At 73.3% G+C, this 21712-nt stretch carries 23 protein-coding genes; 11 read left to right on the forward strand and 12 right to left on the reverse strand.

The genetic code is table 11. From position 1 onward, the window contains the following. Window positions 1–108 precede the first annotated feature (108 nt). Window positions 109–1014 (forward strand): L,D-transpeptidase, encoded by a 906-nt coding sequence (locus tag QUG93_RS01900; RefSeq protein ID WP_289471913.1) that lies wholly within the window; start codon window positions 109–111, stop codon window positions 1012–1014. On the opposite strand, the gene QUG93_RS01905 is transcribed toward QUG93_RS01900, so the two are convergent. Both QUG93_RS01905 and QUG93_RS01910 read right to left on the reverse strand, forming a co-directional pair. Continuing rightward, the gene (locus QUG93_RS01905; RefSeq protein ID WP_289471914.1) at window positions 1007–1525 is read right to left on the reverse strand and encodes a gluconokinase; all 519 of its coding nucleotides are present in this window, start codon (window positions 1523–1525) and stop codon (window positions 1007–1009) included. The genes QUG93_RS01900 and QUG93_RS01905 overlap by 8 nt on opposite strands. Then, the gene (locus QUG93_RS01910) at window positions 1525–3066 is read right to left on the reverse strand and encodes a GntP family permease (protein ID WP_289471915.1); all 1542 of its coding nucleotides are present in this window, start codon (window positions 3064–3066) and stop codon (window positions 1525–1527) included. The genes QUG93_RS01905 and QUG93_RS01910 overlap by 1 nt, the downstream gene beginning before the upstream one ends. 250 nt (window positions 3067–3316) lie before the next feature. Here QUG93_RS01910 and QUG93_RS01915 point away from each other — a divergent pair, with 250 nt between their 5' ends. Next, complete coding sequence (locus QUG93_RS01915; RefSeq protein ID WP_289471916.1) at window positions 3317–4027, forward strand: FadR/GntR family transcriptional regulator; 711 nt, start codon at window positions 3317–3319, stop codon at window positions 4025–4027. Window positions 4028–4176: 149 nt separating this feature from the next. Here the strand turns inward: QUG93_RS01915 and QUG93_RS01920 are convergent, their stop codons facing one another. The 5 genes from QUG93_RS01920 to QUG93_RS01940 form a co-directional block, all read right to left on the reverse strand. Then, window positions 4177–4785: a GNAT family N-acetyltransferase gene (locus QUG93_RS01920; protein WP_289471917.1), complete on the reverse strand. Its 609-nt coding sequence runs from the start codon at window positions 4783–4785 to the stop codon at window positions 4177–4179. 133 nt (window positions 4786–4918) lie between these two features. Next, a complete protein-coding gene (locus QUG93_RS01925) occupies window positions 4919–5599 on the reverse strand; it encodes a uracil-DNA glycosylase (protein ID WP_289471918.1) in 681 nt (226 codons plus the stop codon). A gap of 4 nt (window positions 5600–5603) precedes the next feature. Further along, window positions 5604–6323 carry a Type 1 glutamine amidotransferase-like domain-containing protein gene (locus tag QUG93_RS01930; protein WP_289471919.1) on the reverse strand — a complete coding sequence of 240 codons (720 nt, stop codon included), beginning with the start codon at window positions 6321–6323 and terminating at the stop codon, window positions 5604–5606. After that, window positions 6320–6853: a phosphoribosyltransferase gene (locus tag QUG93_RS01935; protein ID WP_289471920.1), complete on the reverse strand. Its 534-nt coding sequence runs from the start codon at window positions 6851–6853 to the stop codon at window positions 6320–6322. The genes QUG93_RS01930 and QUG93_RS01935 overlap by 4 nt, the downstream gene beginning before the upstream one ends. A gap of 203 nt (window positions 6854–7056) precedes the next feature. Next, window positions 7057–7851 (reverse strand): SDR family oxidoreductase, encoded by a 795-nt coding sequence (locus tag QUG93_RS01940; protein WP_289471921.1) that lies wholly within the window; start codon window positions 7849–7851, stop codon window positions 7057–7059. Window positions 7852–7992: 141 nt separating this feature from the next. Between QUG93_RS01940 and QUG93_RS01945 the strand changes: the two genes are divergently transcribed. The 6 genes from QUG93_RS01945 to QUG93_RS01970 all read left to right on the forward strand — a co-directional run bounded on the left by QUG93_RS01945 (window position 7993) and on the right by QUG93_RS01970 (window position 15608). After that, window positions 7993–9072, forward strand: coding sequence for an acyltransferase family protein (locus QUG93_RS01945; protein WP_289471922.1), 1080 nt, complete (start codon window positions 7993–7995; stop codon window positions 9070–9072). Between the two features lie 211 nt (window positions 9073–9283). Then, the gene (locus QUG93_RS01950) at window positions 9284–10615 is read left to right on the forward strand and encodes a bifunctional o-acetylhomoserine/o-acetylserine sulfhydrylase (protein WP_289471923.1); all 1332 of its coding nucleotides are present in this window, start codon (window positions 9284–9286) and stop codon (window positions 10613–10615) included. A 171-nt stretch (window positions 10616–10786) separates the two neighbouring features. After that, the gene (metX, locus tag QUG93_RS01955; RefSeq protein ID WP_289471924.1) at window positions 10787–11986 is read left to right on the forward strand and encodes a homoserine O-acetyltransferase MetX; all 1200 of its coding nucleotides are present in this window, start codon (window positions 10787–10789) and stop codon (window positions 11984–11986) included. 292 nt (window positions 11987–12278) lie between these two features. Next, window positions 12279–13436, forward strand: a complete 1158-nt coding sequence (locus QUG93_RS01960) for a sensor histidine kinase (RefSeq protein WP_289471925.1) — start codon at window positions 12279–12281, stop codon at window positions 13434–13436. Next, on the forward strand, window positions 13433–14755 hold the full coding sequence (locus QUG93_RS01965; RefSeq protein WP_289471926.1) for a hypothetical protein: 1323 nt from the start codon (window positions 13433–13435) through the stop codon (window positions 14753–14755). Before QUG93_RS01960 ends, QUG93_RS01965 begins: the two co-directional genes overlap by 4 nt. A 181-nt stretch (window positions 14756–14936) precedes the next feature. Further along, the gene (locus QUG93_RS01970; protein WP_069710716.1) at window positions 14937–15608 is read left to right on the forward strand and encodes a response regulator; all 672 of its coding nucleotides are present in this window, start codon (window positions 14937–14939) and stop codon (window positions 15606–15608) included. A gap of 261 nt (window positions 15609–15869) precedes the next feature. Here the strand turns inward: QUG93_RS01970 and QUG93_RS01975 are convergent, their stop codons facing one another. Next, window positions 15870–17135, reverse strand: coding sequence for an MFS transporter (locus QUG93_RS01975; protein ID WP_289471927.1), 1266 nt, complete (start codon window positions 17133–17135; stop codon window positions 15870–15872). A gap of 498 nt (window positions 17136–17633) precedes the next feature. Then, window positions 17634–17942, reverse strand: coding sequence for a hypothetical protein (locus QUG93_RS01980; protein WP_289471928.1), 309 nt, complete (start codon window positions 17940–17942; stop codon window positions 17634–17636). A gap of 7 nt (window positions 17943–17949) precedes the next feature. Between QUG93_RS01980 and QUG93_RS01985 the strand changes: the two genes are divergently transcribed. Together QUG93_RS01985 and QUG93_RS01990 are read left to right on the forward strand one after the other, a co-directional pair. Then, entirely contained in the window at window positions 17950–18123 is a 174-nt protein-coding gene (locus tag QUG93_RS01985) for a hypothetical protein (protein WP_289471929.1), read from the forward strand. Between the two features lie 45 nt (window positions 18124–18168). After that, window positions 18169–18348: a hypothetical protein gene (locus tag QUG93_RS01990; protein ID WP_289471930.1), complete on the forward strand. Its 180-nt coding sequence runs from the start codon at window positions 18169–18171 to the stop codon at window positions 18346–18348. 14 nt (window positions 18349–18362) lie between these two features. Here QUG93_RS01990 and QUG93_RS01995 read toward each other — a convergent pair whose 3' ends face one another. Both QUG93_RS01995 and QUG93_RS02000 read right to left on the reverse strand, forming a co-directional pair. Further along, window positions 18363–18674, reverse strand: a complete 312-nt coding sequence (locus QUG93_RS01995) for a thiamine-binding protein (RefSeq protein ID WP_289471931.1) — start codon at window positions 18672–18674, stop codon at window positions 18363–18365. Continuing rightward, window positions 18671–19963 carry a hypothetical protein gene (locus tag QUG93_RS02000; RefSeq protein ID WP_289471932.1) on the reverse strand — a complete coding sequence of 431 codons (1293 nt, stop codon included), beginning with the start codon at window positions 19961–19963 and terminating at the stop codon, window positions 18671–18673. Before QUG93_RS02000 ends, QUG93_RS01995 begins: the two co-directional genes overlap by 4 nt. A gap of 60 nt (window positions 19964–20023) precedes the next feature. Between QUG93_RS02000 and QUG93_RS02005 the strand changes: the two genes are divergently transcribed. Further along, complete coding sequence (locus QUG93_RS02005; protein ID WP_289471933.1) at window positions 20024–20746, forward strand: YceI family protein; 723 nt, start codon at window positions 20024–20026, stop codon at window positions 20744–20746. Between the two features lie 86 nt (window positions 20747–20832). Here the strand turns inward: QUG93_RS02005 and QUG93_RS02010 are convergent, their stop codons facing one another. Then, on the reverse strand, window positions 20833–21693 hold the full coding sequence (locus QUG93_RS02010) for an ADP-dependent NAD(P)H-hydrate dehydratase (protein WP_289471934.1): 861 nt from the start codon (window positions 21691–21693) through the stop codon (window positions 20833–20835). Between the last annotated feature and the right edge of the window lie 19 nt (window positions 21694–21712).

The raw sequence follows: 21712 nt of genomic DNA on the forward strand, positions 1-21712 counted from the left end.
ACCGCTCGGTGTCCGCCGGGTCAGGCGGGAACCGGTCCACCAGCTCCACGACACGCACGCCACGTGCCGTCGCAGGCGCGATGTGGTGCACTGGTGGTGGGAGGGGACATGCGACGCAGGACCTGGGGCATCACGATCGGCGCGGTGGCAGCCGCCGCACTCGCCGCCGTCGGCATCGGAGCAGCGGTGCAGCCACCTGCACCCGTCGCGACCACGGCTGCGCGGAGCACGCCGACCCCGACGCCGAGTCCCACGCCGACGCTCCCCGGGATCCCCGCGGCGCCGTCCGAGGCCGAGCTCGCCGCGCTCCCGCTCGCCTTCCACGACGCCGTCGTGCCGCAGCTCCTCGACGGCAGCCACGTCCGACCGGAGGACCGCTGGGAGATCGCGACCCCGGAGCAACCGCTCGTCGCCCTCTACGCCGAGGCGTCACCGGACGCCCGACCCGTGGCCACCCTCGCCTCGACCGTCTCCACGATCGACACCCCGGCGGCGACGGCCGTGTGGGGCCGGTCCGAGGGCGAGGACGGCGGGATGGTGCTCGTCTCGACCCCCGCCCGCAACCGCACGCCCGGCGACGGCGGGGACCCCACGGCGCCGAGCGCCACGTTCGCCTGGGCCCGTGCCGCCGACTTCTCGATCGCCCCGACGGACCGGATGATCCGCGTCGACGTCGCCGCGTCGACGGTGTCCGTCGTGCGGAAGGACGGCACCGTGGCCGCCTCGGAGCCGGGCCGCCTCGGCACGCCCGACGACCCCACGCCCACCGCGACCGCGACCTACGTCGAGGCCGCCTACGTCGACACGCGCGTCACCTACACGCAGGGCAACCCGATCATCCTGACCGGCGCGCACTCGTCGCGGATCCCCCAGTACGGCGGCAACGCGGCCCTGACCGCGCTGCACTACTACCCGGACCCGACCGGCAGCTCGCACGGGTGCGTCCGGATCTCCGCCGCGATGACGAAGACCCTCGCCGAGCTGCCGGTGGGGACCGCGATCTGGTTCAGCTGACCGGGTGCAGGCCCAGGCGGGCGACGACGTCGGCCGCTTCGTCCTGCGGCGTCCGGTCCGCGGAGACGGTGAGGTGCGCCTCGTCCGGCTGCGGCGGCTCGAGCGTCGCCAGCTGCGAGGCGAGGAGCGACGTCGGCATGAAGTGCCCCGACCGGGCGGACATGCGCTGCTCGATGAGCGCGGTGTCGCCGGCGACGTGCACGAACACCACGCCGGGGGCCCGCAGCACGTCTCGGTAGGAGCGCTTCAGCGCCGAGCAGGTGACGACACCGGGGACCCCGCCCTCCAGGTGCGACCGGATCCACCCCGCGATGGTCCCGAGCCACGGCCAGCGGTCCTCGTCGGTGAGCGGTGTCCCCGCCTGCATCTTCTCGACGTTCGCCGCCGGGTGCATCTCGTCGCCCTCGGCGAACGCCCACCCGAGCCGCTCGGCGACCGTCGCGGCGAGCGTCGACTTGCCGGAGCCGGAGACCCCCATCACGACGAGGACGCGGGCGTCCGTGGCCGCCATCAGAGGAACACCCCGGCGATGAGCACCCCGACCAGGCCGATGACCGAGATGAGGCACTCGAGCACCGTCCACGTCTTGAAGGTCTGCCCGACGGTGGTGCCGAGGTACCCCTTCACGAGCCAGAAGCCCGCGTCGTTGACGTGCGACAGGAACACCGACCCGGCGCCGATCGCGAGCACGAGGAGCGAGGTCTCGGGCGTCGACAGGTCGGCGGCGATCGGTGCCATGATGCCGGCCGCGGTCACCGTCGCGACGGTCGCGGACCCGGTGGCGACGCGCACCAGGGCGGACACCACCCAGGCGACGAGCAGCACCGAGATGCCGGACTCCTGCACCGCGTCGGCGATCACGCCGCCGATGCCCGTGTCGATGAGGACCTGCTTGAAGCCGCCGCCCGCACCGACGATGAGCAGCACGCCGGCGATCGGCGGCAGCGCGTCCTCGAGGGACTTCGCGACCGCGCTGCGGTCCATCCCCCCGCCGATCGCGAAGAAGACCATCGCGAAGACGGTGGCGATGCCGATCGCGATCATCGGCGTCCCGAGGAAGTCGAGGAGCGAGACCCAGCCGCCGGCGGCGTCCGGCGCGGTTGCCTCACGCACGGCCTGGGCGAGCATGAGGACGACCGGCAGCAGGATGCCGACGAGCGCCACCGCGAAGGACGGGCTGCGCGGTTCGCTGATGACGCGGGTGAAGTCGCTCTTGCCGTTCGGCAGCGACGCCGTGTCCTGCGTGGCGGGACCGCGGCGCGCCTGACGACCGGCGTGTGCAGGGTCGGACTGCCCGGAGCCTCGCGAGTCGAACATGTCGGGCACGGGGACGTCGACCCAGCGCGCGGCGAACCGGGCGAACACCGGACCGGCCAGCACGACGACCGGGATCGCCAGGACGATGCCGAAGGCGAGCGTCGTGCCGAGGTTCGCACCGACGGTCGACACCGCGACCAGCGGGCCGGGGTGCGGCGGCACGAAGGCGTGCATGGTGGACAGGCCGACCAGCGCCGGGATCGCGATCTTCATGAGCGGGACCTGGCTGCGCTTGGCGACGAGCACGATGATGGGGATGAGGAGCACGAGGCCGACCTCGAAGAACATCGGCAGGCCGATCAGCGCGCCGATGAGCGCCATCGTCCACGGCAGCGCCGCCTTCGACGACCGCCGGACCAGGGTGTCCACGACGCGGTCCGCCGCCCCGGAGTCGACGAGCATGCGACCGAACATCGCGCCGAGACCGACCAGGATCCCGACGCTCGTCATCGTCGCACCGAACCCGCTGCCGAAGCTCGTGACGGTCTTCTCGGGCGCCAGACCGGCGCCGATCCCCACCCCGAGCGCGCCGATCGTCAGCGCGACGAACGGGTGCACCTTGAGCCAGGTGATGAGCACGATGATCACCGCGATGCCGATCAGTGCGGCGACGACCAGCTGCGTGATCGAGCCCGACGGGTCGACGGTCTCGGTGCCACCGCCCTCTGCGGCGAGGACGGTCAGGCCGTGGAACGCGTCGACGGGCGCGGTCCCTCCGGTGGGTGCGTGAGGCATCTGTGCCCCTTCCTGGAGCCGCGGCCTCGCGGCTCCGTCGCCTTCGTGTGCGTGTCGTGACGCTCGGCGCAGCCGCCCTGCACGGCCCCGCCGAATAATCTGATAAATCAGACTGTACCGCGAACCGCCGCGCGGCACGCACCATGCGGCGCAGTCTGCCGCTTCGATGGAGAGCGCGTCACGACGGCGCGTCACCCGTCCAGCCCGACTCCACCACCACCACCACCACCACCGTCAGACCGGAGGAACGATGACCACCGCCCGCGGCCTGCACGCCCACGTGCTCGAGACGCTCGGGCAGCGCATCGTCGACGGGGCCGTGCCCGTCGGCGCGGTCGTGCGGCCGGAGCTCGTCGCGACCGAGTTCGGCGTGTCGCGCTCGGTCGTCCGCGAGGCGCTGCGTGTCCTGCAGTCGCTCGGGCTCGTCGAGCCGCGGCAGCGCGTCGGCACGCAGGTGCTGCCGACGTCGTCGTGGGAACTCCTGGCTCCGACGGTCATCCGGTGGCGCGGGGCGTCGCCGGCGTACTTCGTGCAGCAGCGGGAACTCCTGGAGCTCCGGCTCGGGGTGGAGCCGGTGGCCGCCGCGCTGGTCGCCGGTCGGGCCGGGGAGGCGGGAGCCGGCGCTGCGGTGCTCGACGCGGCCCGTGCCATGCTCGACGCCTGCGCCCGCGAGGACAGCCGCGCCTACCTGGAGGCCGACGTCCGCTTCCACCGCGCGCTCCTGACCGGCTCGGGCAACGCGGTGTTCACGCACTTCGCCGGCACCGTCGAGGCCCTCCTGCGCACCCGCACGTCGGAGTCCCGCGACACGATCACCCGCTGGACCCGGGACGCGGCGCTGCGGCACGAGGCGGTCGCGCTGGCCGTCGCAGGCGGGGACGTCGCGGCCGCCGGCGAGGCGGCGACCGCCCTGCTGCGCGTGACCCGCGACGAGTTCATCGCCGAGGCGCCCGCGACCTGACGTCCGGGCGGAGCGTGGCGGCCGGGAGGCGCGGCACGACCCCGCCACGCGCCTCCCGTCCGGGCGGAGCGTGGCGGCCGGGAGGCGCGGCACGACCCCGCCACGCGCCTCCCGTCCGGCCGTGGGTCGCGAGCGGCGAGACGGGGGCGTCAGCGCCGACCGCGGGCGAAACGGCGCGGACCGCGCAGGCGGAGCCGCATGGTGACCGTGCCGAGCCAGCGGTCGTACTTGAAGCCGACCTTCCCCATGCGTCCGACCTCCTCGAAGCCGAGCCGCTCGTGCAGCCGGATCGACGCCTCGGCCTGGCGGTCGGCGATGACCGCGATGACCTCGCGGACGCCGGCGGTGCGGCACTCGTCGAGCAGGGCCTTCATGAGCGCGCGCCCGAGGCCCTTCCCGCCCGACGCCGCACCGAGGTAGATCGAGTCCTCGACCACGTGGTTCGACCGGTCACGGGGGTTCCACGGGTCGACGAGCGCGTACCCGAGGATCTGCCCGGACGGGTTCTCGGCGACGAGGAACGGCAGCCCACGCCGACGCACCTCGTCGTAGCGCTGCTTCCACCGGGCGAACGTGAACGCCGACGGGTCGAAGGTCACCGACGAGTTCCGGACGTAGTGCGTGTGGATCTCGCGCACGTCGGGCAGGTCCCGCGGCTCCGCGGCGCGGATCGTGTACGTGAACGCGGCCTCGGCGGGCACGGGCGCGCGCAGGTGGCGGGGCAGGACCCGCCGCCGCTGGTATTCCTCCTCGAGCACGGTCCGAGCCTACGGGGCGGGTCGGTCGCGCGGGCGGCTCGCGGTGCCACGAGTCTCGCGCCCCGCGACGGTCCTCGCGCCCGGAGAGCCGCGATCCGTCGTCCAGTGCGAGGCTCGCTGCTCGGCCGGCAGGTCAGGCCGGCAGGGACCAGTCGACCGGCTCGGCGCCCTGCTCGCGGAGCAGCGCGTCGACCTGCGAGAACGGTCGGCTGCCGAAGAACCCGCGCGACGCGCTCAACGGCGACGGGTGCGCCGAGGCGACGACGGGGGTGTCGCCGAGGAGCGGGCGGACGGACGCGGCCTGCGCCCCCCAGAGCACCGCGACGAGCGGCGTCCCCCGCGCGACGAGGGCCCGGACGGCCTGGTCGGTGACGGCCTCCCAGCCCTTGCCGCGGTGGCTCCCGGCCGCCCCGGCCTCGACCGTCAGGACCCGGTTGAGCAGGAGCACGCCCTGCGACGACCAGGCGCGCAGGTCGCCGTGCTGCGGCGGCGTCACACCGAGGTCGTCGTGCAGCTCGCGGTAGATGTTCGCCAGGCTGCGGGGCACGGGTCGGACGTGCGGGTCGACCGCGAAGGAGAGGCCGATCGGGTGGCCGGGCGTCGGGTAGGGGTCCTGCCCCACCACGAGCACCTTGACGTCCGCGAACGGCTGCGTGAACGCGCGGAGCACGACGTCGCCGGCGGGCAGGTAGTGCCGACCGGCGGCGACCTCGTCGCGGAGCCAGTCGCCCATGCGGTGGACGTCGTCCTCGACGGGGGCGAGCGCCTCGGCCCAGCCGGGGTCGACGAGGGCACCGAGCGGACGGGGCTGCACGCGCCTAGGCGCCCATGGTGGCGACGGAGACGGTCTCGTCGCCGGCGACCACACGCCACACGCTGCCGGTGCCACGGACCTCGAGGGCACCCTCGCCGACGACCAGCGCGGTGTCCTCGTCGATCGCCAGGCCGGCGGTGACGAACTCAGCCTCGGCGGCGGCGATCAACCGCGCGAGCGTGCCCGCCTGGACCGCGTGGACGTCGATGGTCAGGTCGACGAGCCCGAGGCCCTCGCGGAGCTCGACCTCGTCGAGTCCCTCGGACGCCTCCTGCGGGCAGACCTCGACGCCGCCGATGCGCCACCCGCCGACGAGGGCGCGGTCGGCGGCCACCATCGCGCCGGCCGAGTACCCCAGGTACGGCAGACCGTCCGAGACGAGCAGGCGGATCTGGTCGACCAGCGGCTGGACGGCGTCGAGGTAGGCCGGGGTGCGCCCGCCGCCGACGACGAGCGCGTCGACGTCGCTGAGGACGGACGTGGCGAAGACCTCGCCCGGGGCGACCTCGGTCACCAGGACCTCAGCCTGCCGGGCGCCACCGAGCACCTCGGCGACGTCGGCGGTCGAGGACGGCGAGGCACCCGTCGGACCGGCGACGGAGAGCAGCGCGATGCGGGGCACGCTCCGACCGACCGCGGCGGACCGGGCGGTGGCCTCGGCGAGGAACGGCGCGGCGACGTCCGCGGCGACGAGGGGCCCGCCGCCGACCAGGTGGATGCTCACGACTCAGCCGTCACCGGGGCGAGGGCGCTCCACGGGAAGGTGATCCACCCGTCGACGCGGCGCCACACGTGGTCGGGCTCGAGCACGGTACCCGGCTTCGAGTAGAGGCAGGCGCTGCGCACGTCGGCGCCGGCGTTGCGGAGGATGTCGACGACCAGCCGCAGCGTGCGTCCGGAGTCGGAGACGTCGTCGACCACGAGGACGCGCTTGCCCGCGAGGCTCGGGGCGTCGAGCGCCGGCGACAGGATCACGGGCTCGTCCAGGCGCTGCTCGACGTCGGTGTAGAACTCGACGTTGATCGACCCGCACTCCTTCGTGCCGAGCGCGTACGCGACGGCACCGGCGATGATCAGCCCGCCGCGGGCGACGGCCACGACGACCTCGGGCTCGAAGCCGGAGGACAGGACGTCCTTGGCGAGCAGCCGCGCCGCGTCGCCGAACTCCAACCAACCGAGCACCTCGGGTCCGCTCGTCACGGTCACGGTCGAGGGAGCCTGCGCGGCTGACCCGGGTTCGCTGCTGATCGGCATCCGCCCACGGTACCGGCAGGCGGGCCGCCGCCGCGACCCGTCACCCACCGCCGCGCGCGCCGGGACGGCTCCACGGGCGCGCATCGGGACGGGTCCACGGGCGCGCGCCGGGACGGGTCCGCGGGCACGCGGGGCGCGCGCCCGGGTGGAGGGCTGCACCCGGAGGGCGGAGCGCGGGAGCAGGCTGGGCCGGGCAGCCCGGCTCAGCTCCGCGGGGTGAGGGGACCGCGGGCGAGCTTGTGCTGCGCGGACTGGGCGACCGGCCGCACGGTCACCAGGTCGAGGTTCACGTGCGACGGCAGCTCGACGGCGTGCACGATCGCCGCGGCGACGTCCTCGGCCACGAGCGGCTCCGGCACGTCCGCGTACACGGCCTCGGCCTTCTCGCGGTCGCCGCGGAAGCGCGTGAGTGCGAACTCGTCGGTCTTCACCAGCCCGGGCGCGATCTCGACCACCCGGAGCGGCTCACCGTTCAGCTCGAGCCGGAGCGCGGCGACCAGGGCGTGCTCGGCGAACTTCGCGGCGTTGTACCCGCCGCCGTTCTCGTAGGCCACGTGCCCCGCCGTGCTCGTCACCGTGACGACGTCCGCGACTCCGGCGGCGGCCGCACGACGGCGGAGCTGCGGGAGCAGCGCGGCGGTGACCCGCTTCGTGCCGATCACGTTCACCTCGAACATCGCCCGCCAGTCGTCGACGTCGGACTCCTCGACGCTCGCCGACCCGAGGGCGCCACCGGCGTTGTTCACGAGCACGTCCGCCCCGCCCAGGTCCCCGACGCGGGCGGCGAGCGCCGCCACCGCGTCGGCGTCGGTCACGTCGGCCACCAGGAACGAGGCGCCGGTCTCCGCGGCGAGCGCCTCGAGCTTCTCCTGCCGACGGGCGACGGCGAGGACCTGCCACCCGTGTGCGCGGAACAGCCGGACGGTGGCCGCGCCGATGCCCGAGCTCGCGCCCGTGACGACGGCGAGCCGCTCGGTGGTGTTGGGACGTGGTGCCATGGGTGCCTCCTGGTGCGGACGGGACGGGACGGGACGAGACGGGACGGGATGCCTGAGCCGAAGCCGAAGCCGAAGCCGGAGCCGAAGCCGAAGCCGAGCGTACCGATCCGGTCAGGTCACGATCCGGTAACGTGACCGGCCATGACCACGGACGCCGCTCCCCCAGCGCCCTCGACCCCCGGGGCGCCGCTCGAGCCGGGCCGTGCGCCGCGCCGGATCCCGATGTGGGACACCGCGCGCTTCGTGGCGGTCACGCTCGTCGTCGTCGGGCACGCGATCCAGCGCCAGACGGCCGGCAGCGAGCACGCCCTCGCCCTGTACACGTTCATCTACGCGTTCCACATGCCCGCCTTCGGCGTGATCAGCGGGTACTTCTCGTCGGCCGCGACCCCGACCGCGGCCCGCATGCGGCGCACCTTCACCGACATCGTGGTGCCGTACATCGTCATGCAGACGATCTGGACGGTGGTGCAGGCGATCGTCGAGGGCGGCAAGGAGTTCAACCCGACGAAGCCGACGTGGACGCTGTGGTTCCTGCTCGCGCTCGGGATCTTCCGGCTGATCCTGCCCTACATGGCGCAGCTGCGGTGGCCGCTCGTCTGGGCGGTGGTGCTGAGCATCGGCGTCGGGTACTTCGACAACGTCGACTCGACGCTGTCGCTCAGCCGGGCGATCAGCCTCCTGCCGTTCTTCCTGCTCGGCTGGCAGGTGAAGCAGTGGGGCGTCTTCGACCGCTGGTACCGGGCGCCCCGGCGGATCGTCGTCCGGACCAGGATCGCGGCGGCGCTCCTGTTCGCCGTCTGGGCGGCGGCGTGCGCGCTGTTCACCCCGCAGTTCGAGCAGTTCGACCTGCACCACTGGTTCTTCTACGACGACTCCTACTCCGGGCTCGGCGAGGACGCGTGGTGGGCCGGTGGCGTGCGCTTCGGGCTGATGCTGTTCGCGGCACTGCTCACGACGGCGTTCCTCCTGCTCGTGCCGCGGCGGACCGTCTGGCTGACGCGTTTCGGCGCGGCGACGATGTACGTCTACCTGCTGCACACGTTCGTCCTGTACCCGATCCGCGAGTCCGGGGTCCTGGCCGGTGAGCACTCCGCCTGGCCCTACGTGCTGCTCATGGTGCTGCTCGCCTGCGCGGTGAGCCTGTTCCTCGCGCAGCCGTTCGTCCGGCGCGGCATGCGGTGGCTGCTCGAGCCGAAGGTGGACTGGCTGTTCAAGTGACACCCCGCGCGGGCCGTCACCGCCGTCGGACCTCCAGGACACGTCCGGCCTGGAGGCACGGCTCGCCTTCGGCACGCGCGTTACGCCGCGAGGCGGGTGCGCTGGTGCCCGGCCGGGCACCTGCGTAGCGTGACGGGCGTCGCAGCGCCGCCCCGGGCCTCCCGGTCGGCGCACGCGACCCGACGACGGACCGAACCCGACAGGAGCACCGATGAGCACGAACGACGCCGCCGCCTGGCGGTTCGAGACCACGCAGGTCCACGCCGGCGCGCAGCCCGACCCGACGACGGGTGCGCGGGCCACACCGATCTACAAGACGACGTCGTACGTGTTCGAGGACTCGGACCACGCCCGCGACCTGTTCGCGCTGGCGAGGCCGGGCAACATCTACTCCCGGATCATGAACCCGACGAACGACGTCGTCGAGCAGCGGATCGCCGCGCTCGAGGGCGGCACGGGCGCGCTCCTGGTGTCCTCCGGCCAGGCGGCGGAGACGTACGCCGTGCTCAACATCGCCGGTGCGGGTGACCACATCGTGTCCTCGTCGTCGATCTACGGCGGCACCTACAACCTGTTCAAGTACACGCTCGCGAAGCTCGGCATCGAGACGACCTTCGTCGAGGACCAGGACGACCTCGAGGAGTGGCGCCGCGCCGTCCGCCCGAACACGAAGCTGTTCTTCGCGGAGACCATCGGCAACCCGCGCATCAACGTGCTCGACATCGCGGGCGTGAGCAGCGTCGCGCACGAGTCCGGGCTGCCGCTCATCGTCGACAACACGATCGCGACGCCCTACCTGATCCGTCCGTTCGAGCACGGGGCCGACGTCGTGGTGCACTCGGCGACGAAGTTCCTCGGCGGACACGGCACCGTCATCGGCGGCGTCATCGTCGACGGCGGCCGGTTCCCCTGGTCCGAGCACGCGGACCGCTTCCCGGAGTTCAACTCCCCCGACCCCTCGTACCACGGCGCGGTGTTCGCGCAGGCGGTCGGCAACGAGCTCGCCTACGTGGTCAAGGCCCGCGTGCAGCTGCTCCGCGACCTCGGCGCGTCGAACTCGGCGGACACCGCGTTCGCCCTGCTGCAGGGCATCGAGACGCTGTCGCTGCGCATCGAGCGGCACGTGTCGAACGCCCAGGAGATCGCCGAGTGGCTCGACCGGCACCCGGACGTCGCCTCGGTGTCCTACGCGGGGCTGCCGACCTCGCCCTGGTACGCGGCGGCGACGAAGTACGCACCCCGTGGCGTCGGGGCGGTGCTGTCCTTCGAGCTGAAGGGCGGCGTACCGGCCGGTCGGGCGTTCGTCGACGAGCTGCGGCTCTTCTCGCACCTGGCGAACATCGGGGACGTGCGCTCCCTCGTCATCCACCCGGCATCGACGACGCACTCGCAGCTGACGCCCGAGCAGCAGCTCACGACCGGGGTCACGCCGGGGCTCGTGCGGCTGTCGGTCGGCATCGAGAACGTCGAGGACCTGCGCGCGGACCTCGAGGCCGGGCTCGCGGCCGCGCGGGCGGTCTCCCAGGAGGGCCTGCGCGCCTAGGCCCCTCCCGCAAGACGCAACGTCGGCGGTTCCTCGCAGCGACATCACGCTGCGAGGTGCCGCCGACGTTGCGTTCTGCGGGCGTCGGGGCTCGGGTGCCGACGCCGACCACGCGCCCGACGTGACGTAACACGGCGGAGGCGGGGCGCGCCTCCCGGCAGACTGGACGCGATGGACTGGCAGACGACCCCCGAGGACTCGGTCCCGTCCACCCTCGTGCCCGGCACCGAGCTCGGCACGCTCGGCAAGCCGCCGGTCACCGGCGCCTGGCGGCCTGGTGACCACCCGGGTGCGCGGCACTTCGCGTCGCTCGGCGAGCAGTGGGTGCGCGGCGGGCGGATCCCCTCGGTGCGCGTGGCGTACGAGACGTGGGGCGAGCTGGACGCGACGCGGAGCAACGCGGTCCTCGTCCTCCACGCGATGACGGGCGACTCGCACGTGACCGGGGAACCAGGGCCCGGACACCGGACCGCCGGGTGGTGGGGCGACGTCGTCGGGCCCGGGCGAGCCGTCGACACCGACCGGTGGTTCGTCGTCGCACCGAACATGCTCGGCGGCTGTCAGGGCACGACCGGCCCCTCGTCGGTGGCCCCGGACGGCGTCGAGTGGGGCTCGCGCTTCCCCTTCGTCACCGTGCGCGACCAGGTCGCCGTGCAGGCGCAGCTGGCCGACCTGCTCGGCATCGACGCCTTCGCTGCCGTGGTCGGCGGGTCGATGGGCGGCATGCACGCGCTCGAGTTCGCCGTGTCGTACCCGGCGCGCGTGCAGCGGCTCGCCGTGCTCGCGACGACCGCGCAGACCACGGCGGACCAGATCGCCGCGAACTCCCTGCAGCGCGCGGCGATCCAGACGGACCCTGCGTACAACGGCGGCGACTACTACGAGGCCGACGCCGGCGAGGGGCCGCACCGCGGGCTGTCACTGGCGCGGCGGATGGCGCTCATGACCTACCGTGCGCCCGACGAGCTGAACGGGCGGTTCGCGCGGTCGTGGCAGAGCGACGTCTCCCCGCTCGGCGACGACGGCCGGTTCTCGGTGGAGAGCTACCTGGACTTCCACGGGAACAAGTTCACGCGGCGGTTCGACGCCTCGTCGTACGTGGCGCTCACCCACGCGATGGACTCGCACGACGTCGGGGCCGGCCGGGGCGGGGTGGACGCAGCGCTCGGGACGGTGTCCGCACGGACGCTGGTGCTCGGGGTGACGAGCGACCGGTTGTTCCCGCTCGAGGACCAGCACCGGATCGCCGCCGGGATCCCGGACACGCTCGACGGGGACCGGGCGGCGGTGCTGGACAGCGAGTTCGGGCACGACGGGTTCCTCATCGAGCACGAGGCCGTGGGGGCGCACCTGCGGCGGTTGCTGGACTGAACGGCGTCGTCCGTCGTCCACCCACGGGATCGCCGATCCGTCCGGCGGACGCGACGTCGAGCAGCCGCGCGACCGCGCGACCGCGCAGCTGCGCCCGGCACGGGGCGGCGCGCCGCCGCGCCGCCGCGCCGCCGCGCCCGGAGGATTTCTCGGGCCATCCGGAGACCCCCGCGCGCCGAACACCCCCCAACGGGTGGCCTGCGTGGAATGATGGCGTCGGGGCCCTGACCGGGGCTCGGTTTCCCACCGATCACCCGCAGCACACGAACTGACCTCACCGACCAGGACATCGATGGACTTCATCGCACAGGAACGCGACCGCTTGCTGCGGTCGACCACCCGTGTCGTCGGCGTCACGTGCGCCCTGGTCTCCGTCGTCGGCATCGTCAGCTCGCTCGCCGTGCCCCTGATCCCGCTGCTCGGCGGCCTCGCCTGCATCGCGGTGCTCGTCGCCGCCCTGCTGGTGTTCGGCACGAACGGCTCGGTCTGGTGGACCGCCCTCGCGCTCGCCGCGGGTCTCGGTGCCCTGGCGCTGCTGCTGTTCGGCGCCGACCCCGACGTCCGCGACGTCGTCGCGAGCGCCGTGGTCCCGCTCGCCGCCGGGTCGTTGTCCGCGCCCCTGATGGCGCAACGCGGTGCGCCGGTCGGCCTCGCGATGACGATCGTCGCCGGTGTCGCCGCGGTCGGGGTCGTCGTCTGGGCGTCGGGCAACCCGCTGTCCGGCGCGGCCGCGGGGGTCCTGCTCGGCTGGGTCCTCGTCGCCGTCGTGTCGGGGTGGATCGCCCGGAGCATCCCGCGCGTCGCCCGCCGGATCCAGAGCATCGGCACCGCGCACCGCGCCGAACGCCAGGCCAGCGAGACCGAGGCGCAGCGCCGCCAGGGTGCCCGCCTGCTGCACGACACCGTCCTCGCGACGCTGACGCTGCTCGCACACTCCGGCGTCGGCGTCTCCGAGCAGGCCATGCGCGAGCAGGCCGCCGAGGACGCCCGGCTCCTCCGCCACCTGCGCCTCGGTGCGACCCCGCAGCCGCAGCAGTCCGGTGACTACTCGCTCACCCGCGAAGAGGAGTCGCCCCTCGGCCAGACCCTCGAGTCGGTCAAGCAGCGCTTCGGCCGCATGGGGCTCGAGGTGAGCTGGCACGGCACCGGACAGGTGCTCCTGCCGTCGAACGTGCTCGACGCGTTCCTCCTCGCGCTCGGCGAGTGCCTCGAGAACGTCCGCCGTCACGCAGGGGTCGGCGAGGCCCACGTCACGATCGTGCACGACCAGGAGACCGTCCGCGCGATGGTCACCGACTCCGGGGTCGGGTTCGACCTCGAGGCGGTGAGCGCCGAGCGTCTCGGCTTCAAGGAGTCCGTCGTGAGCCGACTGCGCGAGGTCGGCGGCGACGCCAAGCTGTTCTCCGCCCCGGGCTCAGGCACCACCGTCGTCCTGGAGGCTCCCCGATGACCCGCGTCCCCGAGGACACCATCAGCCGCGGACTCCCGGGCGAGACCGTCCAGCAGGCACCTCGGACCCGACGCGAGGCCCGTGAGCGCTACCGCGGCAGCGAACGACGGCAGGCGCGGGGCCTTCCCTCGACCTCGACGGGTGCGCGCTCGCTGCGCCAGGCCGCGAAGCCAGGAGCATCGCTCGGAGCCGGGTACCTCGGCCTGGGCGCCGCTGTCCTCGCCGCCATCGAGGCCGTCGCCGGCATCGTCTTCTTCCTCGTCCGCGCGCCCGAGTACGCCGACCCGTGGCTCCCCGCGGCGGCGTGGGCCCTGTACCTGGTCGCGGCCGTCGGGGTCGGGCTCAGCCTGATGACCTACGGCGAACGGCTCACCGGGACGGCCTTCACGCTCATCTGCGTGGTCCTGGCGTGCGTGGTCGTCCTCGACTTCGTCGGCGTCTTCCCCGCGCACGACATCGCGCACACCGCCAGCGCCTCGGTCGCCGCGGGCTTCGCGCTCCTGCCCGTCGCCACGCTCCGCCCGGCGCGTGAGGTGGCGGCCGCCATCGCCGTCCTCGGACTCGCCTTCGTCGTGATGGCGGGGCTGTCGACGCCGATCGGCCCGGAGACGCTGCCGGCCATCGTCTCCCTGCTCGCGCTCGTCGTGGTACCGCCGTCGATCGCGCTGTTCGTCGTGCACCGGTTCCGCCAGCTCGTGCAGCGGGAGCTCGACCGCGTCCTCGTGCAGAGCAACGTCCAGGCACCGCAGTTCGCCGTCGGGATGCTCGCGTCCGACGAACTCGCCCGCCTCGACCTCGCCGCCGAGAAGCTCCTCGACGCCGTCGCCAACGGCTCCGACCCGCTGCCGCTGTCGGACGCCTCCGCCTCGGTGGCCGCCTCGCTCGCCACGGAACTCCGCCTGCACCTCATCGAGGGGCGCCGTGAGACCTGGCTCTACCACGCCATCACCGAGTCCGACCACCTCGGGCGTTCGGTGAGCGTCGCCGACCCGCAGTCACTGGCCGGGCACCTGACGCCCGCCCAGCGCGACGGGCTGCTCCAGGCGCTCTGGCAGATGGTCGGGGACGGCCGCACGACGCAGCCGGGCACCCCGGTCGTCTCGGTCACCCTCGGTCCGATCGGCTCCGACGGGCACCCCGTGTCCGACGAGCGGATGGACGTCCCGATCGTCTTCGAGTCGCGCGGGGTCCCCCGCCGTCGCCTCGGACCCACGGCGTGGAGCGCACTGGCGCGCATCGGTCCGTACACCGACTCGATGCGCGACGGCGTGCTCCGTGTCGTCTCGCACTGCGTCGTCGACCGGCACCCGACGATGTAGCGCCGCCGCCTGACGCAGCGAGCGACCACCACGGGCCGCTCGACCAGCACCAGCACGACCAGCACGACCAGCACCACCGCCCGGCCGGGCCCGAACTGCCGGACACCCGCACCGCCTGCCCGACCAGAACGGCCCCTCCACCTAGGATCGGCCACGCACCTCCTTCGAGAAAGGACGCCTGATGGCGACTCCAGAGGAACCGATCCGACTCGCGCTCGTCGACGACCACCGGATGCTGCTCGGCGCGCTGACGGAGTGGATCCGCAGCGCCGCGGACGACATCACGCTCGTCGCGGCCGTGACGACCTGGCCGGAGCTCCTCACGAGCCCCGCGTTCCCGGTCGACGTCGTGCTGCTCGACCTCGACCTGAAGGACTCGATCCCGGTCTCGCTGAAGATCTCGACGCTCAAGACCGCGGGTGTCAAGACCGTGGTGATGAGCACGTACTCGGAGCCGAACGTCGTCCGCGAGGCCCTGGCCTCCGGCGCCCTCGGCTACCTCGTGAAGAGCGAGGACGCGGACATGATCGTCGAGGCGATCCGTGCCGCACAGCGCGGGGAGCAGTACGTCTCCGCCGAGCTCGACCTCGCCATCAACAGCGGCGACGTCGGCGGCGTGCCGAAGCTCAGCGCGCAGGAGCGCCGGGTCATGGCACTCTACGGCGGTGGTGAGCCCGTGAAGAGCGTCGCGTACCAGCTCGGCATCTCCGAGGAGACCGCGAAGAGCTACCTCAAGCGGATCCGCGAGAAGTACCGCGTCGCCGGCTTCGACGTGGGCACGAAGGTCGCGCTGCGGAAGCGCGCCATCACCGACGGCATCATCGTGCAGGACGGCAGCCCGGTCGGGTTGTAGTTCGGACCACACGACGGACGGGAGGCCCGTGGCGGTGTCGCCACGGGCCTCCCGTCCGCCACGTGGCCACGACGCGACCTCGCGTGACGACGCGTGGACCCGTCACGCCCGTCGTCGCGCCGTCACCGGAGCACCCCGCGACCCGTGACGCCGTCGATGGAGCAGAAGACGTCGGGTCGGGTCCGTCCACGCGACGGTTGCTGCTCCATCGACGGGGAGCACGTGCCCCCTCACGGGCGGATGCACGCGGGGACCGTCGGGTCAGACCGTGGGCACCGGCGCCGTGACCGGGCCGGTCGACGGCGACGAGGACCGCAGCGCCGCGCGTCGGTCCGTCCGCCGCTCGACGCCGTAGCTCACCATCGTGACGAGCAGGCCGAGCAGCGCGAGCACGATGCCGAGCCACGCCGGCGCGAGGAAGCCGAAGCCCGCAGCGATGACCGCACCGCCGAGGGCCGCACCGAGTGAGTTGCCGATGTTGAACGCCGAGTGGTTCAGCGCCGCCGCGATGGTCCGGGCGTCACCGGCGACGTCCATGAGCCGCGACTGCACCGCCGGCGGGATCGCCGAGGACGTCGCGCCGAGCAGGAACGCCCCGAGGAAGACGCCCCACACCCACTGCGCGGTGAAGACGGTCACGAGCAGTGCGCCGATGAGCGCGAGCATGCCGATGTAGATCGTGCGCTTGACGCTGTGGTCGGCCAGGTGGCCGCCGAGGACCCCGCCGACGACCATGCCGAGGCCGACGACCACGAGCACGAGCGGCACCGCGGACTCGGGCAGCCCCGTCACGTTCTGCACGAGCGGCGAGATGTACGAGTACACCGCGAAGAACCCGCCGAAGCCGACGGCGCCGAGGCCCATCACGATCCAGACCTGCGGCGAGCGGAACGCGCGGAGCTCACGGCCGATCGTCGCGTGCGCGTCCGCGGGGCTGCGCGGCACGAAGGCCGCCACGGCGAGGAACGTCAGCGCGAAGAGGACCGAGACGACGCCGTACGCGATGCGCCACCCGGCGTTCTGCCCGACCCATGTGATCGCCGGGACGCCGACGACGTTCGCGATCGACAGGCCGAGCATCACCATCGCGATGCCCTTGCCGCGCTTGCCCGGTCCCATGATCTCGCCCGCGACGATCGACGCGATGCCGAAGTACGCACCGTGCGGCAGCCCGGCGACGAACCGGGCGACGAGGACGAGGCCGAAGCTCGGCAGGACCGCACTGGCGACGGTGGCGACGACGAAGCCGACGAGCAGCACGAGGATCAGGCCCTTGCGCGGGAAGGTCGCCGAGATCGCCGCGATCGTCGGCGCGCCCACCACGACGCCGAGTGCGTACGCGCTGACGAGCCACCCGGCGTGCGCCACGCCCGCGGCAGGATCGGCCGCGTACTGCGCGGGCAGCAGGGCCTCGGCGATGTTCGGCAGCAGGCCCATCGCGACGAACTCGGTCGACCCGATGGCGAAGCCACCGAGGGCGAGTGCGATGAGGGCGAGCGCGCGCTGCGTCGGCGTGGTGAGCGTCATGCGACCTGTTCTCGTGCTGGGTGTCCTCGACTGGAGGAGCGGGCTGGGTTCCGGACGTCGGCCCGGGAGGCCGGCAGGACCGTACCGCTACGTGGTCACCACGCGACCACGCCGCAGCTCACGAGCACGAGCAGGAGCACGAGCGAGCAGCGGCGGCACGGTGACCGGCAGGGACGATGACGGTCCGTGTTCGGCAACGAACGGTCCGGGCACACCGCAGCAGCCCGGTCCGAGCAGTGTAGACCGCTCCAACGGGCGGACGGAAGGCGCCGTGCCGAATCGATTCGACCGCGACGTCAGACGGACAGGAACGAGCGGCGGACACGGTCGGCTACAGAACACGGTCGTTCGATGGTCAGGCCCGTTCGCCGGACACGGCCATCCGCCGGACAAGACCGTCCGCAGGGCAGGTCGTTCGCCGGAGACGGCCGTCCGCCGGACGGGTCGTTCGACGGCCGGCGTTCAGCATCGTCCGGCGGGAGCCTCGGGCGCGGCGGATCAGGCCGCCTGACGCTCCGACGGCGCAGCCTGCGCAGACGCCGGCTCCGGCAGCTCGTCGCGGTGGACCCACCCGGCGCCGCACTCGGTGCAGTCCGCCCAGGCGTTGCCGCTCTGCTCGTCGAGGTCGATGACGACCGTCCGCAGGTCGCAGTCGGGGCACCAGCCGTCGTGCATCATCACGCGCTCCTCGTCGTCAGTGGTCCGTCTCCGGGCCGTCGTCGTGTCGATGCCGACCATGAGACACCCGGCCACCGACATCGCCGGGAGGCCCGCGGCGTGTCGTCCGCCCTCGAGGGCATGGTCCACTTGGCGCGTGTACGCCACGCTCGTCGTCGCCTCCTGCGCTCGACCGTCCCCCGAGTGCACGGACGAGAACGCCGTGGACCCGTCGTCGGTCGTCATCCTCGTCGTCGCGGTCGTCGTGGTCGCCGCCGTGCTCGTCGCCCTGCTCGTGTCCGGCGGACGCGGTCGCCAGCGCCGCCGCTGACGGCTGCCGCGCGGACGGCCGACGTGCTGCGGTAGCGTGCCCGTCATGGGGTGGTGGATCGTGACCGGTGTCGTCCTGCTCGCGGCGGTGGGGCTGTGGCTGTGGATGCACCACCTGACGGACCTCGGGGCACGCTCACGCCGGTACGAGGGCAGCGATCCGGAGATCGCCGAGGCCCTCCGTCAAGCCGAACGCGACCGCAACAACGGCCGCATGTACCCCTGACCCGCTCCGGTCCCTCACTCGGCGTCGAGCGCTGCCTCGAGCCGCTCGAGCTTGCCGTCGATCTCGCCCGTGCGGCCGGGACGGATGTCGGCCTTCAGTACGAGCGACACCCGTGTGCCGTACGCACCCACGGCCTCGGTGGCGCGCTTGACGACGTCCATGACCTCGTCCCACTCCCCCTCGACCTCGGTGAACATCGACGAGGTGCGGTTCGGCAACCCCGACTCGCGGACCACCCGGACGGCCGCGGCGACGGCGTCGTGCACGGAGCCGTCGGAGCTCGCGGAGGGGCCACCGGACGGAGCGAGGGAGAACGCGACGATCATGCGTCCATCCTGCCCCCGGCGAGCCCGCGCCGCACTCCGGTGGTCGAGTCGTCGGGAGCAGCGTCGGCACGCACCGGCAGCCCGGGCCGCCGCACCAGTCGCACCAGCACGACCACGGCCCAGACGAGCACCGCCAGCTCGAGCGTGTTCCGGACGGTCAGCACGGTGACGATCCACGGCGCGACCGACAGCAGCCGCTCGTAGAACCCGGGGTAGATCACCTGGGTCAGCACCGCCATCGGCAGCACCCCGATCGCGACCGGCAGGAACCGCCGGGCGCTCACCCTGCCCGCGACGAGCCCCCAGACGACGGGCACCGCGTACCACCCGACGTACTGCGGCGAACCGACCTTGTTCACCGCGATCAGCGCGGCGACGAACAACAGCGCGAGGACCGGCGCGACCTCGGTGCGACGGGCGCCGCGGTGGACGGCGAGCAGCGCGAGGACCACCCCGCCGACGACCAGGACGGCCATCAGCGGCGTCGAGAGCGCAGCGGCGGCGTGCGTCCCCGCGCCGGACACCTCGAAGGTCAGGATCTCGCGGTTGTAGTAGACGGCGGCGCCGGGCACCCCGAGCGCGGCCGCCCACATGAACGGCGTCGCGAGCGGTGCCTCGATCTGCAGGGCGCGGTCGCTCTGCTCGGACACGAAGGACAGCAGGTGCGGTGCGCCGCCGTAGAGCACGTCGACCAGGACGATCAGCCCGGTGACCACGGCGGCTCCGCCGACGACGGCGCTCCGGTGGCCGCGACGCAGCAGCAGCAGCACGCCGACGAGCGCAGCGGGCCAGACCTTCGTCCACGCCGCCGCGGTGAAGAGGGCGGACGCCACGGCGGGTCGCGTCACCACGAACGCGACCCCGACCAGGGCGAGCGCGGTGGCGACGGTGTCGATCCGGCCGAGGGCGATCGGCCCGAGGGCGAGCAGGAACACCAACCACCACCACACGACCCGGACGCGGAACGCCCGGAACCGCCAGAGGAACGCGCACGCGACCGCGTCCAGCAGGGTCATCAGGGCGAGCCACCCGCTCCCGATCGCGGCCGTGCCGCCGAGTGCGGCCGCCGCCATCGGCACGATCGCGAACACCGGGTAGACCCAGTCGGTGTCGACGCCCACCCAGGAGTGGTCGACCCGGCCGATCTCGATCCAGCGCCGGTAGGTGATCGTGACGTCCCCGAGCGGCAGGTTCGACGAGGTCACGGTGAGCCACCAGACGATCGCGTGCACGAGCACGAACACCACGGCGAACGCGACGCCCTCGATCCACCGGTACCGCTTCTGCACCGGACGAGCGTAGCGGGCGACGCACAGGCACTCCTGAGCAGGACGTGTCACCGTTCCGGCGTGAGCACCGAACCGCAGCACCCCGACCGCACCCGCACCCGCAAGCCCCTGGTGTGGGCCGCGATCGTCCTGCTCGTCGCCGTGCTGGCCGTCGTCGGTGTGGTGGTCGGCACGAACGTCTACTCGTCGAACGAGAACGCGAAGGCGTCCGCGGCCCCGTCGGTCGCCGCCAGCCGAGCGCCGTCGAGCCTCGACACCGCGGACCTGTCAGGCGACTGGACGGTCGGCGGTGACTCCGAGGCGGGCTACCGCGTCCACGAGGTCCTGAACGGGTCGGACGTCACGGTCACCGGCCGGACCGACAGCGTCACGGGCTCGGCGACGGTCCAGGGCACCGCGATCACCGCCGCGACGATCACCGTCCAGGTCGCCGACGTCGCCACCGACTCGCCGCAGCGCGACTCCTACTTCCGCGACTCGGCCCTCGACGTCTCGGCCTTCCCCCGCGCCACCTTCACACTGACCGAGCCGATCGCGGACGCCGTGCCGAGCGGCTCCGGCACCACGACGGTCGAGGGCACCGGCGAGCTGACCCTGCACGGCGTGACGAAGACCGTCCGCGCCCAGCTGCAGGTCGGGCTGGACGGCGACGGCGTCGCCGTCTCCGGCTCGGTCCCGATCACGTTCTCGGACTTCGGCGTGCAGGCCCCCGACCTCGGTTTCGTCAAGGTCGACGACGCGGGCGCGGTCGAGTTCCTCGTCCACGCCACCCCCGCCTCCTGACGCGACCCCGTCGTCCTGATCCGACCGGCCGACGGTCGGGAGGCACGGTGCGGACCCGCCCCGCGCCTCCCGTCCGTCGCACGCACCTACGCCCGCGCGTCCCCCTCGACGACGAGGTCGCGCACGACACCCGGCAGCTGCTCGATCAGGGCCGTCATGGTGAACGGCCCGCCACGCGACGCCCGCCGTGCCGCGACCCCGTGCACGACCGCCGCCGACGCGGCCAGGTGCGCCAGGTCGGACGGCGACAGCGACGTCCCGGACGTCTCCGCGGCCCCCTGCCGCGTCGCGACGAGGGCTCCGAGCACCCCGCCGAGCACGTCACCGGCCCCGGCGGTCGCCAGCCACGGCGTCGCCGACGACGCCACGAGCCGCACGGACCCGTCCGGCGTCGCGACGTGGGTGGCCGACCCCTTGAGCAGGACGACGCTGCCCGTCCGCTCGGCCGCACGCAGCGCCGCAGCGGCCGGGTCCTGCTCGACGGACTCCCGCGACACGTCGAGCACCGCGGCGAGCTCCCCCGCGTGCGGGGTCAGCACCGCGAGCGGCCCGAGGTCGACGAGCGGGATCGCACCCGCGTCGACGACGACCGGCACGCCGTCGTCGGACGCGTGGTGGAACGCGGCCGCGGTCGTCGGGTCGAGCTCGCCCAGGGACCCGGCGGAGATGCCCGACCCGACGAGCCAGGCCTGCACGCGACCCGTACCCGACACGACCTCTGGACGACGCGTCAGCACGTGGTCGGTCGCGCGCACGGGTCCGACGTACCGCACCATGCCGACGCCCGTGTGCACGGCCGCGTCCACGCCCATCACCGCGGCACCGGGGTACTGGTCGGACCCGGTGGCGACGCCGAGGACACCCCGGCGGTACTTGGTCGACTCGCCGTGCGGAGCGGTGGTCCAGGCGGCGGCGTCGGTCGGGGCGAAGGGGACGAAGTCGTTCACGAGCGCCACGTTACGGTGG

The sequence above is a fragment of the Curtobacterium caseinilyticum genome (assembly GCF_030363035.1).
Classification (GTDB): Bacteria; Actinomycetota; Actinomycetes; order Actinomycetales; family Microbacteriaceae; genus Curtobacterium; species Curtobacterium caseinilyticum.

What these genes read in the sequence shown, in the direction of transcription:
- QUG93_RS01965 (WP_289471926.1), top strand. Translation starts at nt 13,433, where the DNA reads ATGACCCGCGTCCCCGAGGACACCATCAGCCGCGGACTCCCGGGCGAG.
- QUG93_RS01935 (WP_289471920.1), bottom strand. Translation starts at nt 6,853, where the DNA reads ATGCCGATCAGCAGCGAACCCGGGTCAGCCGCGCAGGCTCCCTCGACC.
- QUG93_RS01905 (WP_289471914.1), bottom strand. Translation starts at nt 1,525, where the DNA reads ATGGCGGCCACGGACGCCCGCGTCCTCGTCGTGATGGGGGTCTCCGGC.
- QUG93_RS01975 (WP_289471927.1), bottom strand. Translation starts at nt 17,135, where the DNA reads ATGACGCTCACCACGCCGACGCAGCGCGCGCTCGCCCTCATCGCACTC.
- QUG93_RS01945 (WP_289471922.1), top strand. Translation starts at nt 7,993, where the DNA reads ATGACCACGGACGCCGCTCCCCCAGCGCCCTCGACCCCCGGGGCGCCG.
- QUG93_RS01960 (WP_289471925.1), top strand. Translation starts at nt 12,279, where the DNA reads ATGGACTTCATCGCACAGGAACGCGACCGCTTGCTGCGGTCGACCACC.
- QUG93_RS01970 (WP_069710716.1), top strand. Translation starts at nt 14,937, where the DNA reads ATGGCGACTCCAGAGGAACCGATCCGACTCGCGCTCGTCGACGACCAC.
- QUG93_RS01990 (WP_289471930.1), top strand. Translation starts at nt 18,169, where the DNA reads ATGGGGTGGTGGATCGTGACCGGTGTCGTCCTGCTCGCGGCGGTGGGG.
- QUG93_RS01995 (WP_289471931.1), bottom strand. Translation starts at nt 18,674, where the DNA reads ATGATCGTCGCGTTCTCCCTCGCTCCGTCCGGTGGCCCCTCCGCGAGC.
- QUG93_RS01940 (WP_289471921.1), bottom strand. Translation starts at nt 7,851, where the DNA reads ATGGCACCACGTCCCAACACCACCGAGCGGCTCGCCGTCGTCACGGGC.
- QUG93_RS01910 (WP_289471915.1), bottom strand. Translation starts at nt 3,066, where the DNA reads ATGCCTCACGCACCCACCGGAGGGACCGCGCCCGTCGACGCGTTCCAC.
- metX (WP_289471924.1), top strand. Translation starts at nt 10,787, where the DNA reads ATGGACTGGCAGACGACCCCCGAGGACTCGGTCCCGTCCACCCTCGTG.
- QUG93_RS01950 (WP_289471923.1), top strand. Translation starts at nt 9,284, where the DNA reads ATGAGCACGAACGACGCCGCCGCCTGGCGGTTCGAGACCACGCAGGTC.
- QUG93_RS01915 (WP_289471916.1), top strand. Translation starts at nt 3,317, where the DNA reads ATGACCACCGCCCGCGGCCTGCACGCCCACGTGCTCGAGACGCTCGGG.
- QUG93_RS01900 (WP_289471913.1), top strand. Translation starts at nt 109, where the DNA reads ATGCGACGCAGGACCTGGGGCATCACGATCGGCGCGGTGGCAGCCGCC.